Below are 17,410 nucleotides of genomic sequence, written 5' to 3'. Positions count from 1 at the left end.
GAAGCGCTCGGCGCCGGTGAGTTGCGACAGTGTCAGTCTGGTGTTTGGCATAGGTTCCCCTCACCGCGTGCCCGCGGTGTAGAACTCGGTCAGTTGCATATAGTCCAGCATCAGCATCAGGTCGAGTGATACGTCGGCCTCCATCAATGTGCTGAACTCCGACACCAACGCCGGCGCGAACGCATTCCATATCAGGCCCTGCTTCTCCAGCTGCGCCGGCTCCACCGCGCGCCGTTTGGCGCGGCCCAGCGTATCGACTAGCGTGCCGGCCAAGGCGTCCCAGCTCCATGAACCGGTTTCTTCCGGCGTCACCGCGAGCAACAAAGTCTGCGGCGGCGCCGCGTTGGGCTGGTTGAAGCGGAACGAAATGCCGGTGATCTCCTGCTCCGTCGGAATCTCCTCGGTCCATTCGTCGAGCAGGATGGCCCGTTGGCGCATGCCGGGCTTGAACGCGGAGGCGCCGTGCGCGGCGATCGACAAGGTATCGCGAGAAATCCCGAAAGCCCGGGACGGGTCGAGCGGATCCTTCTCCGGGAACTCCACCGCCAGCCAGCTATCCTGGTTGCGATGGGGCACCTGTACCGGCAGCATGTCGAGCGCGACATCGTTCATCGCCTCTGCCAGCACGCGGATGACTTCCCAGCGATGCACCTGGGGGCGCACGCGCGCCAGCGCCTGCAGCCACTCGTCGACGATCTCGCCGGCGCTCGCGCCCGGCACTGCCGCGACCGCGTGCGCCAGAAGCTGCCCGCGCGCCGAGTCCGCCAGCGCAAGGTCGGCATCGTTGTAGCAATGGAAGGCCGGCAGGATCCGCAAGGTTTCCCCGAACACCAGCTTGCCCGCCTCGAGCAAGAGCCGGACCTGCTCGGCGACCGGTGTTGCCGGCGTGGCCTTGCCGATCAGTTCGCCGGCACGGTCCAGCACGCCGTCTTTCTGGACGCTTCGCCGCAGGCGCCGGGCGATGCGGTGCGCGCGCGCCAGAAGTTCCGACCTCGCCGCGGCCGCAGTGAGATCGGCCTGCGGCGGGAACGCGTCGCTGACTCCGAAATCCGCGACGGCGCGCAGGGTCGCGGCAAGCGTCTCGGCGTCGGAAACCAGGAAAGCGACCGTCAGCGCCTTGTCGTCGGTGAACTCCAGTTCGGCTTCCTCCAGCTTGTCGAAAGCGGCGCCAAGCTTGCCGGAAAACGACTCGTCGTCGGCGGGGTCATCCGGATCGTTCAGCAGCACCAGTTGCACGCTGGGCGCAACGGCACCGTCGAGGGCATCGGCCAGGGTCTTGAGCATGTCGAAGGCCCCCTGCACGCGGGCGCGCAGGTCGGCGGTGTCGTAGCCGTCCGGATTGTCCTTGTCCACCGGAATCGCCGTCGCCTTGCCGCCGGCGGCCGGCATGAAATCCCGAGCGTTGGCCGCCCGGCTCTCTGCCACCATCGCGCGTAGCTGGCGCGCCAGTGGGAACAACTGCGCGAACGTGCGCTCGCCTGATGCGACTGGTGGGTTGAACGCCACGCGCACCGCTTCGTCGTCGTCAATGCCATGGGCGCGCCGGTACTGGTAGGCGATCCGGGTTTCCAGCTCGGTCGCGCCGCCGGTGCCTTCCGGCGCAATGGAGGTTATGCAGACGAAGTCCAGGGGCTGGATGCCCAGATCCGCCAGGCTCACGGCATGCCTGTCGGCACCGCCTTCGCGCGCTATTTCGCACAGGACCTTGGCCGGAGACGGCGCCAGGATCGAGCCGAGCCAGTGGTTCAAGCCCGTCTCGGCGCGCGCCCGCGGCGTCATAGGCATCTCGGGCCAGGGATTGGCCTGCACCGTCGCTGGGTCGAGATCATCGAAATGCACGGTCAGCCGGTTGGTAAACGTGAATTCCGTCCCCCGCGGCGTGTCGATGACCTGCAGCGCCGGCGGCACCCGCGCTTCTTTCTGCGCCAGCGAGACCGCCCCGACCCGATCGAAATTGCCTTGCACCAGCTGATAGGCGTTCTCCGCCATCAGCAGGTCCTTGACCGCGTCCAGCGTGTCGCGTAACGCATCGCGCTCGGCCAGGACGGCCGCGCCCTGCTGCGCATCGGGCCGCTGCGCAGCGGGCAGGATGGCGGACAACCCATAGCCGTCGGCGGCCGACATCGCCGCCGTGGCGAGGCGCAAGCCGTTGACCACGCTGTAGGCGGGCAGCGCGTCGCTGGGATCGCCGGTGCCGGCCTGCACCACTTCGCGCGCCTCGAAAGGAAAGGCCTGGCGGTAAGGAAGAATGAACTGGTTGAGTTCGAGCACGGGCACATCTCCGCGCGCCGCGCTGGCGGAAGTGCGGTCATGCAGCCCGCGCTCGAACTGGTAGCCCAGCAGCGCCTCGATCGCTTGCCCGTTGCGCATGCCCTGCAGCACGAAATCCGCGCGCCGCACCCGCTCGGACGAGAGGTTGACCGAGAACATCTCCGCCCTGGCCGGATCGGCGTGGCTCAGATAGGCGTTGCGCAGCACTGCGCCGGCCGCCGCGTGGTTGATCGACGGCGCATGCATGAAGCCGCCGCGCTTTGATCCAGGTGCCGCGCCGGGAACCGCGACGGCATCGTCTTCCTCCAGGATTGGCCGCGCATCGTCAGGACGCAGCGACTCTGGCAACGATTCCGACGCCAGGAAGACCTTGGTTGCCGGCTTGACGCTCTCCACCCAGCCAAAGGCGCCAAGATAGATGCCGGTGCGGCGGTCGTCGGCGCCAAGGCGGCGCTGCTGCGCCAGCCGCTGTGTGAACAGGCCGGTTTCCCACGCATCCAGCCGGTACTGGCAACAGTCGAGATGCTCGACAAAGGCGCGCTCCAGCGCCGCGGTGGTGGCATCGGCAAGCACCGCCAGGGCCTGCTTCTGTTCGGCGACGAAGCCAGCCTCGACGTCGGCCACCTCATAGCCGCGCCAGATCGCATCGGCGACCGAGGCCGCTGCCAGCGCGTGGCCCGGCTGGACCGCCCCCACCCTGGCGGACATGACCTCCAGCTTCGACAGCGTAGGCGACGCCGCGCGCATCCCGGGCAGCGTCGTGGCGCGCACCGCCTGTTCGAGCGCCGGCTCGAAATCGCCGCGCGCGCGCAACCAGTCGTAGGCGCCATGATGAAGTTGCAGCAGGACGGCGTTGCGCAGCATCAGGTAGAGCAGCGACGACGGCCTGGCGCCGTCGAACTGTTCCTTGAGGATGGTGTCGAAGCTGCCCGCCCTGGCCAGCCAGTCGACATAGTTGAGCGCAAGCCGGGCGCTTTCCGATGGCGGCCTGCTGTCGACCAGGTTGGGCGCATCCAGCGCAGTGGTGTAGTGCTGCCACAGCACGTGCAGGCTCTTCATGCGGCTGACATCGCTCATCTGCGGCGGAAAGCCCAGGTTCTCGAGATACAGGCGAGCACTGGCCGGCATCGAGTAGATCAGCGAGGCGAGCTCGTTGGCGTAGCGGCCGCGATCCCTGAAGCTGTCCAGGTTGCGCAGGTACTCGTCGCTATAGCCGATGCGCTGGTAGAACTCGACCGAGGTGGGATGCAGCCCGAGCAGGTGCATCAGCACCTCGGAGGGATCGGTGCCGGGCTTGCCCGCGAACGGGAGCGTGGCCGCGATGCCGTGCCAGGTCTTGTCGAAGCGGGCCAGCAGCGCGTGCAGGTCTTCCAGGAACGGCGTCAGCTCGTCGAACAGCAGCACACCCGCAATGCCGCCCTCGCGAGCCGGGTATTTCCAGCGCGACAGATCGCTGGTGACGAGGATGCCGTAAGGCTGGTCGCCCACGCGTATTGCCGGCACCGGCCCGCGGCCGGTCACGTAGCTGGAAAAGAAGCTGCGCACCAGCCTGGCTGTCGTGGGCTTGATCACCGGCGACATCCAGGTCCGCAGCCAGTATCCCAGCGTGGCCGGAAACAGCGCCGCGTTCATCGCGGTCGCTTCGAGCAGATCGGTGCCGTCGGCGCGGCGCACGGTCTGCAGCGGTCCGTAGGCGATCCCCAGCACGTCGGCGATCTGCCTGCCATCGGTCTGGCGCTTGCGCGGATCGGCGTGCGCCGGGTCGAAGGCCGGCGGGCCGGCCTCGGTAAAAAAGGCCAGATCGTCGTAGGGATCGTTGTCGGAATAGCCGCTGCCGTCGCGCTCGGTGTTGTTGGTCGGCGTGCCTTGCGCTACCAGGCTGAATCCCTTGGGGCTGAACTGGTGGTTGGCGATCAGCTCCTCCAGCATCGCCGCGCCGTCGGCCGCACTGGCCGACAGCATCACGCCCAGCACGCAGATCCGGGCAAAGCCATTGCTCGCCTCCTCCGCCGACAGCGGCACGCGAAACGCCATGCCCTGTTCGACCGCCTTGTCGAAGTCCGACATCCAGTCGAACTCGCCGCCAAACGTCAGCGCACCGTCGGCATCCTTGAACGCTGCCTTGGCGTCAAGCGGATCGGGGCCCAACGTCAGCGTGTCCGGCACCAGCGCGCCGGGAACCTCGCGCGGCGCCCCCGTCTCGCTGCCATAGAGCAGCAAGACGAAGCGGTCCGGCAGCACGCGGGTACGGGGCGCGCGTGTCCAGGCATCGGTCTTGGTCAGGTCGTGTTCGGGGAAGGCGGCAATCTGCGTGCGCACGGCTTCGTTCACCCGCTCGCCCCACTTCTGCGCCTCCACCAGCCTGATGAAGGCATCGCCATCTTCCTCGGCCACGGCCTGCTGCAGTGCCAGGCGCACCGCCCCCGGCAGCGGCAGCGCGAGCAGGCCATCGAAGAAATCCGCCTGCGCGGCCAGCAGGAAGGCGACCAGGTTCTGCGTGGCGCCCCCGGCCGCCAGCGCGGACCAGTCCAGCGGACGCGTCTGCCGGGCCACCCAGGCCGCGCGCGAGCCGCCGAGGAGTTGCACGACATGCCGCCACGCTGCCTGACGGCGCCGGTCGCGTTCGTCGCGCAGGTGCTCGGCAGCGACCAGCTCGACCCAATACAGCTCGCCCGCCGCCACCTCGGTATCGGTCAGCGTGGCCTCGTGCGTGTGCACGACGATGTCGTCCGGATAGATTCGGACCCATAGCTCGGTACCGCGTCCTGTCGGCACGAAGATCGACTCGATGCGCACCGGGAACAGCAGGAACGGCGTCCCGTCATCAAGGCGGGCCAGCGCCTTGCGGGGATGCGGGTCCGTGTACAGGCCGCCGACCAGGCCGCCCAGTTCCGCCTTGCAGCGGCCCAGGCTGCCGCTGGCCTGCGCGATGGCGGATTGCAGCTCGCGCTCTCTCGCCTTCAGGGTCTCCAGGTCCGCAAAGGCGGGCTGCAGCAGTTCGGCAAGCCGGCCCTGCGCTCCAGCCAGGGATTGCCGCTGCGCCTCCATGTCGGCCCTTCCGGCCGTGAGCCTGACCTGGTGCTCGTCCTCCTGCTGGCGCAGGCGGCCCAGTTGGTCGCTCGCTGCGGACAGGCTCGCCCGGAGATTGTCGCCGGTGTGCCCGATCCGCGCGAGTTCCGTTTCCAGCCCGGCGATCTCTTCCTTGTCGGGCGGCGCGCGCCGGTTCGACGCTTCCAGCTGTTCGCGCAGGCTGGCAGACCTGCGGCCAGCCGCGGCGATATGCTGCTCCAGGTGCGCCACCAGCCGTTCCTGCTCGCGCAGGCGCGCGAGCCAGGCTTCGGTCTTGCGCACCGCTTCCCGTGTTGCCGCGAGGCGTGCCTGGGTTTCCGCCACCTGCGCCCGCAGTATCGCCGCATCACCATCCCCATCCGGCTGCGCGCTCGTTTGCCCCTGCTCCGCCCGCCGTATCTGCTTCCTGACGCCGGCGAGGCCGATGCGCGCTGTGTAAAGGTCGTCTTCATGCCGGCGGCAGTTTGTGCGCACCACGGCGATGGCTTCGAGCTGTTCGTTGAACTCAGGCATGCGTCAGCTCCAGCATTTCACCTGCGTGGACGGCTACCATCACCGGATTCTGGAACAGGGCGTAGGCCATCTGCGCCGACGTGACGCCCCACGGATGCTGGCTGAATTCGGCCGTATCCGGGCGGGGAAAAACCGGCGCGGGCGCGCGCGGCACGAAGGCCGGCTCGGCGGCACCAAAGCAGTTCCAGGCCAGATTGGCCCAGGTATCGAGCGGATCGTCGGAGGTCTGCGGGGTGGCGTTGCGCGTGGGCTTGTAGCTGATGTCCATGCCGAAGCGCGGCTCGCCCGGCACCTCCTGAAGCACGAAGAACCAGCCCCGCTTGTCGCCGGGGAAGTCGATGCTGTCGACCTCGCCCTTGGCCTTGTCCGTGGTCAGGTCGAAGCCGAAGAAGCGCAGGTCCGGTTCGATCTCGGCGCGAAACAGCGGGAACTTGAACTCGATATCGAGCTGGTGCGGCGTGGGATCGCTCTCGCGCAGCACGTTGTTGCCCTTGCCGTCATCGATGGCTTTCTGCGCGTAGACCACCGTGTTGGGATAGCGCTTGAGCAACTCGCCGCGCACCACCAGCACCACCTGCTTCTCGCCGGGCTGGACATCGGCACGCGGGCCCGGCGGCGGCTTGTGCGCGCCCAGCCGGCTCGCCACCGGCCATGCGTGGATCTTGGTGATGTCCTTCAGCTGCTCGGCATCCGCCGGCGTGTCGGGATTGCTCACGCCCTTGACCTCCCAGAACTGCCGGAAATAACTGCCGCGCAGGTCGGTCGGATACTCGCGCCACAGCAACTCGCGCCCCATCTCGTGATTGAGGCCGACCATATAGGATTCGATGAACTTCGGGTTGGTCTCCAGCAGCGAGATGGTATTGTGCGGAATCAGCTGCAGGTTCGGGATCAGCAGCTCCTTGCTGATATCGCGCAGGTAGCTGTACATCGGATCCTCGAAGTCCGGATGGGCCATCGCGTCGACGATCTCCTCGGGCTCGTCGAAGGTCCATCGCGGCAGCTTGACGAAGGCCGACAGCCGCCGCGGAAACGACACGCGCGGGTCGATGGCGTGCCGCAGCCTGGCATTGCCGTTGGCCAGGTCGAACGCCGGCAGCGGCGCCTTGGGCGGCGTGCGCACCCCGGCGCGCTGCTGCAGCCGGATGGCGGCCATGCGGAAGTTGCGCGCCTCGATGCTGTCGGCGGCGGGTGTCGGCCCCGGTGTCGCCGCGGGCGCGGCCTGTCCCTCGTCCAGGTCCAGCGCTACGGTGAAGTCCGGACGCGGCGCCACCTGCTGCACGGACGCGAGCGCCTTCTCCGGGTCGGTAAGCGTTGCGGCCGCGTCGATCCGGCGCGCCTGCTGGTCCAGCCAGAAGAACGCCGCGACCGCTGCGACAGCGCCCAGGGCGGCAAGCACCCAGGCCCCGGCCATCAGGCCGAGCAGCAGCACGAGCGCGAGGGCGATCAGCAACGCCACGCTGCGGTTGCGGATCAGCCATCGCAGCCAGCCCGGGAAAGTGCGCGGCTGGATGGCCTTCGCGACGTCCTCCAGCGACGGAATGCCCTCCGGCACGGAACGCGGCGGGGCCGGCGTCACCCGTCCGTCGTTGAGCGCGCCAACCACCGTGGCCAGCGCCAGCCCGACCGGGTTCAGGCTGAAGCGCCGTGCCAGCCGGCCGCCGGGACGGATCATGCGGCGCACGGGCGCACTGAACACTGGCGCGGCCAGGCGGCTCTCCGTCAGCTGCTGGCGAATGGTGGTGGGGCTGCCGAGCACCTTGGCGTGGACCGGCATGGTGACAGCGATAAGATTGGCGGGCTCGAGCCGGGCAAAGAATGCCGACGAGTACAGCGAACTCACCTGCAGCACGAACTGGTACTGCCGCATGGTGTGGTTCGCCTCGTGGACCTTCTGTACCTGCTGCCACGCGCGCTGCATGAAGGCTTCCTGGTTCTTCTGGACCACCGAGGTACCGAACGCGGCCGGCACACGGGTGCGCGGATCCCGGTTCAGGTCGTGCAGCCACCCGTCCTTGCTGGTATCGAGCAGCACCTTGTCCGCCTTGTGCTGCCGGGCATGGTTCTGCCCGTAGAACGGCAGCGTCACGATGGGATCGTTCAGGAAGGACTCGTCCGAACCCGGTGGCGCGTTGGTGGCCTGGATGGTCTCCGGCAGGTTGACCAGGATCTGCAATTCGTCCTGGAATGCGTTCGGCGTGAACACTGGCGGCAGGGATTGCGTGCGGTCCGTCTTCAGCGCGCCTTCGAGCCCCTGGACGAGCGGCGCGGCGGCAGGCAGTCCGACAGGCGGAGGCAGCCGCTCGCGGCCCTGCCCGTCGACCACGACGAAACCCGGCTCGGCGCAGTCGATCGAGCGGATGCCGATCCTGGCATCGAGGATGCGCGGCTGGAGCAGCTCAACCAGCGATTCGAAATCGGTGTTCTCACCCGTGCGGAACGACCAGTCGAAATAGAACGGCAGCTCCACGCTGGTGGTGGTGGCGTCCCATGCCGGCTTCTGGGCAGGGATGCCGGCCGTCTTGCGCCCCAGGCCGGCCAGGCGGCCGACCTCGAAGGCCGGCACCAGGAAAGCCTGGTAAGCCCGGTTCGGCGCGAGGTGCCGCGGCGACAGCAGCCGGCTGTAGATCTTGTCCGGATCGCTGGCGACCGCCTCCTGCAGCGACTTCAGGTATTGCTCAAGCCCCGACAGCTCGCTGGCCCCGATGTCCTGCTCGGTATGGACATGCGCGAACAGCCAGCTTTCGTCCGCGGGCGGCAGCGCCTCCTTGCGCTTGATCGTCACCACCGGCAGCGGCAGGCGGCGGTCGTCGCGCTCGAACTCCCCCTCTTCCAGCACCAGCAACTGGATCCACGGGCGCAGCCGTTCGCCGTCGGGCCGGGCCGGTGTGTAGCGCCAGGGAAAATCCTCGTCATAGAACTCGATAAAGGCCAGGTAGTTGGGCTCGAAGTTGGTGATCCAGTTGCGCGGCTCGGTGCGCACCACCATGTCGCGCTGGATGCCGACGATATCGCCCGAGCCGATCAGCGCGAATGGCTTCGGCGTTTGCGGCGCGCCATTGATGGACACGCCGATCGGTACCGAGGCGCGCTCGCCCGGCGGCAGCGCGGCCGCCGGATTCCCCAGCGTGTCCTGCTCGCTGATCCGGGCGGAGATGCCTTTGCGCGCCCACGACTGGAACTGGTATCTCGCGACTTCGATCGCCATCTCGTGCCTCAGGAGTTCAATTCGAATCGGGATACAACCTGGACCTGTCCCGCCAGCGCCGGATTGCTGCGGATCAGCTCCTGCTGGCGCTGCGCGGCCTCGGCCTGGGTCTTGAAGATCAGTGCGCCGCCCGCGCCCGCCAAGTGCGGCTTCAAGTCCGACACATTGGCGAGGGCAAAGTCCTCTTCCGGCAGGACCACCGCCTCCGGCGCGTTCATCGACGGCCGGGTCTGCTGGAACGCCAGCGCCGACCTGCGCACCGCGCTGCCCTTGACCAGCCGGTCATACGCACGCAGGGCGATCTGCACGAGGCCCCGGAACTCCAGGCGCACGACCTTGCGGTGCAGGTAGTTCAGTTCGTACGACACGTCACGCCGGACCGGCAGCGGTACCACGAGATCGCCCGTTCCCGTCAGCGAAAAGCCGCTGGGCAGCGCCTCGAACGAGCGGCGCGAGAGCTTGTCACTGTCGCTCAGCTTGCTGAACTCGCCGGGCGCGAACTGCTCGCGCGTGTCCTGGAAGTTGGCGGGAATGTCCCCCCCGTTGGCATTGACATTGCTGAGCCGGAACTTGTTGACGTTCAGCGGTGCCTTGTTGCCGAATTTCTCGATCAGGTAGTTCTCGAGCGGAAACGAGCGCTGGCTGAAGGTCAGCACGCCCATGGGGTGGATGACCAGCAGCGAAGCGCTGTCCGCCTCGTCGATCTTGCGCAGGCTGACGTGCAGGTGATGGTTGGCCGGCAGTTCCGCACGCCAGTTGCGCGTGTCGGCGATCTCGCGTTGGAGCCGCTCCAGCAGGTCCTCGGTCTGGTTGCCGATGGCCGGCGCCGGATCGCCCCAGGTGACATGGAAATCGACGCTGATGTCAAAGAACAGGATGGTCAGGCTGGCTTCGCCCCTCGCATCCCACGGCGTAGGCCCCGACAGTTGCGCGGTGATATTGATGCCGGCGATGACGGAGGTATCCTCGCGCAGCGCAATGCCGCCATACAGCCGCGCGATAAAGCGGAACGGCTCGAACTGGAACAGGACGTCGTAGCCGAGGAAGCCGTAGACGTTGAATCCCATCGCCTCCGCATAGAGCTCGACCTTTGCGCCGAACTGCACCGTATTGGCGGTGACGGCGAAGTACGATTCCACCTTCAGGCGCGGATTGTCGTCGGACAGCAGGCTGATGCCGATGCGCGCCATGTTGCGCAGGCCGTCCGGCAGCGCCGGAATGGTCGGGATGTCGCGGAAATCCGGATGGAAGCCGCCGACACTGAGGGCGAAGGTCTTCTGTTCTCCCCAGGACACCAGCAGCGCCATGCTGCCGGTAATGGTGTAGACCAGCAGCCGCGAATCGACCAGGTCGGCGCGGAAGAACAGATAGCCGCGATCGAAGTCGAGCACCCCGATAAAGTTGACCTGGAGCCTGAGGATCGGCGCGTCCTCGGCGGGAAGCACCGCGCGCAGCACGCCAACGATGGCGAACATCGGATTGGGGAGGTCGAGCAGCAGCCCCAGCTCCACCGTGATGATCGAGGGCGTTCCCCAGCCCAGCTTGGCCATCGGCCCGACCACGAAATGATCGTCCAGCGGCGGGAAGAACTGCCGGATATCGCTGATGATGCGATTGATGTTGGCCACCACGTCCTGCGGGAACAGGATGCTCTTGATGGCATTGGTGCGGACCCCTTCCACCAGCGCCGACACCGCGATGGTGCGGTTCAGGCCGATGATCCCGCCCACGCCGTTCAGGGTAAAGCCGAAGCTGAGCTGGATCGGCGTGAATTCCGCCGCGATCACGATCAGCAGCGAGAAGCCCGGCGAGCCGTCCGGCTGTTTGGTATTGATGATGCCGATGGCCTTGACCGAGAACAGGCCCTGGAAATCGAGTTCGAGCGCACCGGCATACTCGCCCTTGTCGACATCGAACATCAGGTAGCCGCCCCCCTTGAAGCCGCCGGCCTCAAGCGACAGGCCTACCCCGTTGGGCGGCTTGAATTCGACCCCGAGGTCGGCCGGGCCGATATTGCCGGGCGCAAAGCGCACCACCGTGCGCAGGCCGATGTTCTCAACCACGGCCTGCAGCGGCCCGAGCTCGAATTTCAGCACCGCGCCGGCCTCGAGCGCGACGTCGCTCGCGCTCGGAGCCAAAGCGAAGCGCAGCGCCTCGATCTTGACCGGCCCCATCTCGAGGTGGGTGCCGAGTTCAAGGCCCAACTTCGCCCCGCCGTGGAAGGTGAACCCGGATTGCAGGCTCATGCCGAAGCCGAAGCCCGCTTCCGCCTGGATGTTTACGCCGGACAGCATCTTCTGGAGAAAGCCATCGCCCTCGCCCGGCGCGATCACCAGCCGCAGGGCCTGGGCCTGGCCCTCGACGCCGACGTCCACTTGCTGCGCGTCGCCCGCGATAAACCACTTGATGCCAAGCCCCTCGATCGACAGCCGCGTGCCCCCGCGCGAGCCGATCAGCACCAGCTCTTCGGCCTGGGCCGGTTTTTCCCGGATGGTAAGCGCGGCGCTGAAGGCGCCGGTCAGGTTCAGCATGCCCTCGGCGTTGAAGGGCGGACGGATGACGACGCCCACGCCACGGATCTCGCCCGAGGCATCGAACACGAGCTCGCCGCGTTCGCAGACGCCGAAATCGAAGCTGGTGGTCCCCATCAGGTAGGGCAGCAGCGCGATGCCTCGCTTCTTGCCCCCGGCGGGCTCGGCGGGAGAGAACGTGATGCCGAACTGGCTGTAAGTCACCGGCGTCAGTCCTTTCTGCAGCAGCGGAACGCGCAGCTCGGCAAGGTCGGCTCCGGTGTTGGCCAGCGCCGTGCGCGTGGCGTCGGCCTGACCGTAGAAGCCGCCGCGCAGGCCGGCCGCGCGCATGATCTGTTCGAGGCGGCCGAGGAACTTGCCGACATTGAAATCGGTGTCCCACTGGTAGACCTCGTTGGCGATGCTGCCCGGCTCGGTGATGAACTTGCCGAACCGGTCCCAGTTGATCAGCCGCGCCGGCGTCCCGCTTGCCGCGCCGGGCTCGTGCTCGATCAGGCCAAGCAGATGAAAGACGCCATGGGCTTCGGGCCGTTGCGCGTGGAGATAGTCCAGCACCAGGAAATCCGTCAGGCGACGCGGCAGGTCCCCGATATCCGGCACGCCGGCGCCGCCGCCGGCCTGCACCTGCACATGCAGCTGCCGGATCGCATCGATGGTGGTGCCGAGCTTGCCGAGCAGGTTGACGATCGCGGCGGCGACGCCGGCTTCGCCGGTGGAATTGGCCAGCGTATCGACGGCCGCCACCAGTCCCGTAGCCTCGGTGCCCAGGGTGGAGAGCGCGCTGCCGAAGGCGCCTGCGGGCAATTCATAACCGAGCTGCCGGAAGAACACGACCGCCTTGTCGGGCGTGTCGATCTCGCGCAGCGGTGCGATCGCCAGGCCGGCGCCGGTGAGGATGTTCTGCAGCGCGTCAGCCATGCCTTTGCCTCATGCCGGTTGCGTGACGATGTGGGACATATAGCTGGGGTGCGGACACACGCCCGCGGGTCCCTGCGTCCGGTCGGACACCACCCATTGCGAATGGCGGGCAAGATTGAAATCGAGGCCGGGCGCGATGGTGGGCGGCGCAACGCCGCGCCAGCCCGCGCGCATCCAGTGCCGGATTGCCTCGTGGTGCGGCCCGCCCCCGGTGCCGTCGTCGAGCAGCACCAGGATCTGCACATTGAAATCGACGCTGGTGGTGTGCGCCAGCTGGAACACCAGGCCGAGCGCCAGGAGGTAACGCATGCGTGCCGGCGCATCCTGGGTATTGGCATCCGCGGCGGCCAGGAACACGCGTACCGGCGCGAAGATGGAATTGGCGTTGGTCTGGATGAAGTTCCTCAGGTTCGTCCGCATCGTCGTGGCCTTTGCCACGGTAAAGCTGGCCGGCTCGGTGGGCGGAACGATGCGCTGCGGGGAATTGTGGAAGGACGCGTTGCTCATGCGCGCCTCCACCGCTTCATAGATGGTCTTGTAGTTGGTGAAGTGCGCGCTCAGCTGCGCTGCCGTGGATGTGGGGTCGATGGCGGCATCGAGCTGCGTCGTCCAGGTATTCAGGTTCCCCAGTTTTGGCGAGATGACACCGAGTTGCGCAGCCGTGGGCCGCTGCGCCACGCGAACCAGGAAAATATCGCCCAGCCGGTTGAACAGGTCCGCGAAGGCGACGCCCGGCAGCGCATCGAGCCGCGAGATGGTGACGCGCCGCGCCGGGATGCCGGCGCGCCATTGCAACTTGCAGAATTCCAGCACGCCGAGCTGGAAGGTCGTGTGCCAGAACGTCAGATGGGCCGCGCCGATGCCGAAGCCATCCGCCCACACGCCGAACTGCGTGCGGACCTGGGCCGCGGTATAGGTCGGCGGAATTCCGGAATTGTGCAGGCCGTTGATCGTCGCGGCCAGGCCTTGCGGCGGCTGGCCATGCATCGTCGTCGCGGAAATCTGGTTGAAGCGCTGGAAGAAATTGGGGGCTGTCACGACCGGACGCACCGAGCCCGTACGGCCGAAGAACGCCTGCACCGCGGCAAGGTAGGCCATGTCCGTGCCCGCCCGGCAGCCGCGGATGTCGATGGTGGTAAAGCGGTCGAAACGGGGTCGCACCGCCAGCATCTTGTTGCGGAAAGCATCGCCAGCGAACGCGGCCAGTCCCGCCGCCACGTTGGCGGCATAGCGCGCCAGGTTCGCGGGGCTTACGACTTGTGCGCCGCCCAGATTGGCAAGGCCCGCGATGGCGGCGGCCAGGGCATCGAGCTGCGGGCCGGGCACGTTGTCGGGGGCGGCTATCAGCCGGGGACGCAGATCGGTGAGCAGCAGGTCGTAGGCGCTCGTCAGATTGGCCCGCAAGGTAGCATCGGCGATGCCGGACATGCCGTGGGCCAGCACCCATCTGGCGGCGTGCAAAATAACGAATTCCTTCTTGTTGTCCGAGGGCGTGCCCGCCGGGGGAAATACCGCGTCGACCGCCGCGCCCTGCCCGGCCGCACGGACCGCCGACAGCACCAGCGTTTCAGGGCTGTTGAAGATGGTGAGCGCGCTCTGGCCGCCGACCAGGTCAAAGACCAGCAGCGCGCGCAGGCCCGCGATGCTGCTTTGCGCGAAGCCCTCGAAGAACCGATTCAGCGCGCCGCGCCCCCCGTTGCGCAGGAAGTTGATCCCCATATTGCTGGGCTGGTCGGGCTCGCCCGGGTCCGGCACGAAAAAGTGCGACACGATGCGGATGCGGTCGAGCACGCCGCTTCCCGTTTCCGCCGGGTTGGCAAGCAGTTCCAGGATTTCCTCGATCGAGCCGACCGTCCTGGGGCGGAGCGACACGTTGTTGTGGAAGTTGAGCGCATTGGCGATAAAGCCGTTGTCGTTCGGCTGCGCCGCCGAGATGAAGGTGTGCTGCGGAATGAATTCGGGCTCGCCGAGCAATGGCGCCGGCCCCGTCGGCGCGGGCGCGGGGCGGTTCACCGCGGTCCCGCCGCCACCGCCGCCCGGCGTGCCGCTTCCCCCCGGTGTGTTCGGCGGGATCCCCTGCAAAGCCGTGGTATTCCCCGTCTGGTTCCGCCTGGTGGTTGGCATGGTCCCTCACCGGAGTGGTTAGCCCTTCTTATTTCACTCGTGATGCAACGGCCCTTCCCGATAGTGGCGAACGATCCAGTGCGCGCGCGTGCCCGACATGCCGGTAAGCACGTCGTTGAACGCAACGCCGCCGAAATAGCGGTCGCGCAAGGTCTCGAGAATGCGACCGCACTGGGTAATATTGCTTTTGGGAAAGCGGGCGCGGTTGAACAGGTCCGTTCGCGTGTCCACGTCCAGCGCGCCGAGCGCCTGGCGAAGCTGCGCTTCGGCCGACGCATGCGGTGCGCCCGACTCCGGCAGCTCGGTCCAGGCCAGGGCGGGCGACGCCCCCGCGCTGGTCGGCGTGGTCATGGCGAGCAGCCCCATCCGGATCGCGCAGACGCCGAATCCTCCCGCGGCGAGCGTGGCGAAATCGCCCTCCTCGTCGTTCAGTGACGCGGCGATGCGGTCCAGCCGTTGCCTGCGGTTGTCGGGATCCTGTTCGAGCGCGCCGTCATGCACCATCGTGAACACGAAGGTCTTGAAGCCATCGCCCGGCTCAGGCGTGCCGAGCGCAACATTCTGGTAGTAGTGGTTGTGCTCGTTGACCAGCTCGCGCGCGACATCGGGATTGACCACCGTCGGGCCTTGCTCGTTACGTGCGCTCTCGATCAGCGCTTCGAGTGCCGCGCTGGTTCCGACCACGTCCTGCGTCATTTCAAGCCGTGCCTGCTCGGCGCTCCCGGCATCGAGGATGCGGACCAGCAGATGCAGGCTGCCGCTTGCGGGCGGACGGCAGCTCAGCTCGCCATGCGGCGTGGTGCGCACGTCAGGCGCGCCGCCATCCAGGGACATCGTCCATTCATACAACGCGGCCGACGCAGCAAGCGCCGGATCGGTCACGAACACGACGTAGACGTTATCGCGATTGACAACGATGGGAGAGGTGACAAAGGAAACCAGCGCGCAATGGCCGTCGCCCGAGACTACGGCCGACCCCAGATCGGAAGCCTGGAGTTGGCTCGGAATGCGACTCTCGGTTCTCCGAACGACCATAACTGTCACCTGTTATGACGGAAGAAGAACTCACTCTAGTCAATGCAACGTCACGCGACAAGCATGGCTGAGTGTATTGTCAGGGATGGATCACATTGCGGGAGAAAGCCATTAAAGCCGGTGCCAGATCGACGACAGCAACATCTGGGACGCCAGCCATGGATAGCCGCCTGCTCCGCTGATGAATGCGGCGGAGATACGCGAATGGGCCCGCCTCGGCAATAAAGCCGGTGCCCTTACGATCGACCATGTACACCTGCCGGCGGTGCCGCTGGCCGAAGCCCGCCGGCAGATCGCAGCTTCCAAGGCGGACCTGGAGGACCTGGTGGCAGGGCCGGTCACGGCCTTCTGCTATCCATATGGCGAACAGCAGGCGGCGCACCGGGAGATGGCGCGCGAGGCGGGCCACGACAATGCCACGCTGACGCAGCGTGGCCTGGCACGCGTCGATGACGACCCCTTTGGCCTGCCACGCGTCCACGTGCACTGCGGGACCAACCTGTTCCGCTTCCTCCAGAAATGCCTGACGCGGCATGAGGACAGGCGGCGCGGCTAGCGGCGGGAGGCGGCCGGCCTCGCGCCACGGGGTCATGTGTGGCAGCGCCGCTTACGTCCAGTGCCCGGGCCACCTGCTGCCGCAGGACGGGCACCACTTCGGTTTCCAGGGGTGGCAGCACAGCCGGACGCCGGTTGCGCAAGACGCACCACGCAAGACGCACCATTTTCGGGCGCGCCGAAGAAAAGCCCAACGCTTACTTACCGCGTCGCCCTGAGAATCGGCTTCAATCGTCTTCGTCATCGTGCCAACGGTGCCACTTGCGATGGCGCTCCCGCCACTCGCGCTCCCTCCACCGCTGCTCACGCCACTGTTGCTCACGCCATGCGCGTGCTTGCCAATCGTCGTAGTAATAACCAGGCGCCACTACCACTGGGCGCGGCGCAACGTAGACAGGGGCCGGCTCGTAGTACACCGGGGGCGGAGGTGCTGCAACTACGACACCTGGAATACCGATGCCAATTCCGACGTCTACTCTTGCTTGCGCAGCGCTTGAGGCAAGCGCGGAGGCGGCTGCGATTACACAAACCGCCAAGATCTTCTGCATGATGCTGTTCCGTCGAATGATGCTCACACCTTAGGGCGTTCTCGCCCGGGTAGGAGCAGAACCTAAAGCCGGTTACCTTGTGTAACGACGGTAGGTTGTCACGGTTGACCACTGCGGCTTGAGCGTCTTGTAAGGCTTTGTATCCACTCCTGTGACGGCAACAGCGCAACAGCTTCACCCTGGCTGTCGCTCCGAACCAACATCACCAATATGAGTGATGTGAATACACCCAAACCCGGTCGGTCCTTCCGTTCGGGTGGTTCTGCGATCTACCCGCTACCACTTCTAGCCCTCGACCACCCCGGCCGAGGGCCTTTTCTATTTGCCTGAGCCGGGCAAGGTTAGTGCGTCGTAGGAGCTCGCGCCTTCCTGGAATCCGGCTTCGAACGCTTTTACGGCGCCACGGCCGCGCCAATCAAACGCGACAGGGTTTCGCGCAAGTTGCCTGCGGCGGGGCATTGGGGCACACCGCGCCGCTGTGCGAGAAACGCCGGATCGTTGTAACTGGCCCCAGTCCGCCCATCAGCGTCCGACCACGAGTTTCAAGGGCAGATCAATGCCGATCGACTGCGCACACTCCATCAGAGGCGCGCCACCGGCCTTCTTGGCCGAAGAGGACGCACGCAGGAGTTACATCA

General features: G+C 66.8%; 6 protein-coding genes and 1 pseudogene. 1 reads left to right on the top strand and 6 read right to left on the bottom strand.

The window, feature by feature from the left end:
- Positions 1 to 60: 60 nt before the first annotated feature.
- The 5 genes from AC10V3_RS25605 to AC10V3_RS25585 are packed head-to-tail and all read right to left on the bottom strand — an operon-like array spanning position 61 to position 15,669.
- Entirely contained in the window at positions 61 to 5,853 is a 5,793-nt protein-coding gene (locus AC10V3_RS25605; protein ID WP_490924187.1) for a hypothetical protein, read from the bottom strand.
- Positions 5,846 to 9,061: a hypothetical protein gene (locus tag AC10V3_RS25600; protein WP_490924186.1), complete on the bottom strand. Its 3,216-nt coding sequence runs from the start codon at positions 9,059 to 9,061 to the stop codon at positions 5,846 to 5,848. Before AC10V3_RS25600 ends, AC10V3_RS25605 begins: the two co-directional genes overlap by 8 nt.
- Before the next feature lie 8 nt (positions 9,062 to 9,069).
- The gene (locus AC10V3_RS25595) at positions 9,070 to 12,510 is read right to left on the bottom strand and encodes a DUF6603 domain-containing protein (protein ID WP_454752864.1); all 3,441 of its coding nucleotides are present in this window, start codon (positions 12,508 to 12,510) and stop codon (positions 9,070 to 9,072) included.
- Positions 12,511 to 12,519: 9 nt separating this feature from the next.
- Positions 12,520 to 14,634 carry a hypothetical protein gene (locus AC10V3_RS25590; RefSeq protein WP_490924185.1) on the bottom strand — a complete coding sequence of 705 codons (2,115 nt, stop codon included), beginning with the start codon at positions 14,632 to 14,634 and terminating at the stop codon, positions 12,520 to 12,522.
- A gap of 33 nt (positions 14,635 to 14,667) precedes the next feature.
- Positions 14,668 to 15,669 carry a hypothetical protein gene (locus tag AC10V3_RS25585; RefSeq protein WP_454752862.1) on the bottom strand — a complete coding sequence of 334 codons (1,002 nt, stop codon included), beginning with the start codon at positions 15,667 to 15,669 and terminating at the stop codon, positions 14,668 to 14,670.
- Between the two features lie 124 nt (positions 15,670 to 15,793).
- On the opposite strand from AC10V3_RS25585, the pseudogene AC10V3_RS25580 reads away from it, so the two are divergent.
- Positions 15,794 to 16,225 (top strand): annotated as a pseudogene (locus tag AC10V3_RS25580) (polysaccharide deacetylase family protein); the annotation flags it as partial.
- Between the two features lie 226 nt (positions 16,226 to 16,451).
- Here AC10V3_RS25580 and AC10V3_RS25575 read toward each other — a convergent pair.
- Positions 16,452 to 16,772 (bottom strand): hypothetical protein, encoded by a 321-nt coding sequence (locus tag AC10V3_RS25575; protein ID WP_454752861.1) that lies wholly within the window; start codon positions 16,770 to 16,772, stop codon positions 16,452 to 16,454.
- Between the last annotated feature and the right edge of the window lie 638 nt (positions 16,773 to 17,410).

The sequence above is a fragment of the Cupriavidus sp. PB-02 genome, assembly GCF_058252315.1.
The sequence above is the reverse complement of the archived record's forward strand: the minus strand, read 5'-3'. Positions and strand labels throughout refer to the sequence as shown.

Excerpts from the sequence above, each read along its gene's own strand:
- AC10V3_RS25600 (WP_490924186.1), bottom strand. The coding sequence starts at position 9,061 with ATGGCGATCGAAGTCGCGAGATACCAGTTCCAGTCGTGGGCGCGCAAA.
- AC10V3_RS25585 (WP_454752862.1), bottom strand. The coding sequence starts at position 15,669 with ATGGTCGTTCGGAGAACCGAGAGTCGCATTCCGAGCCAACTCCAGGCT.
- AC10V3_RS25605 (WP_490924187.1), bottom strand. The coding sequence starts at position 5,853 with ATGCCTGAGTTCAACGAACAGCTCGAAGCCATCGCCGTGGTGCGCACA.
- AC10V3_RS25590 (WP_490924185.1), bottom strand. The coding sequence starts at position 14,634 with ATGCCAACCACCAGGCGGAACCAGACGGGGAATACCACGGCTTTGCAG.
- AC10V3_RS25595 (WP_454752864.1), bottom strand. The coding sequence starts at position 12,510 with ATGGCTGACGCGCTGCAGAACATCCTCACCGGCGCCGGCCTGGCGATC.
- AC10V3_RS25575 (WP_454752861.1), bottom strand. The coding sequence starts at position 16,772 with ATGCAGAAGATCTTGGCGGTTTGTGTAATCGCAGCCGCCTCCGCGCTT.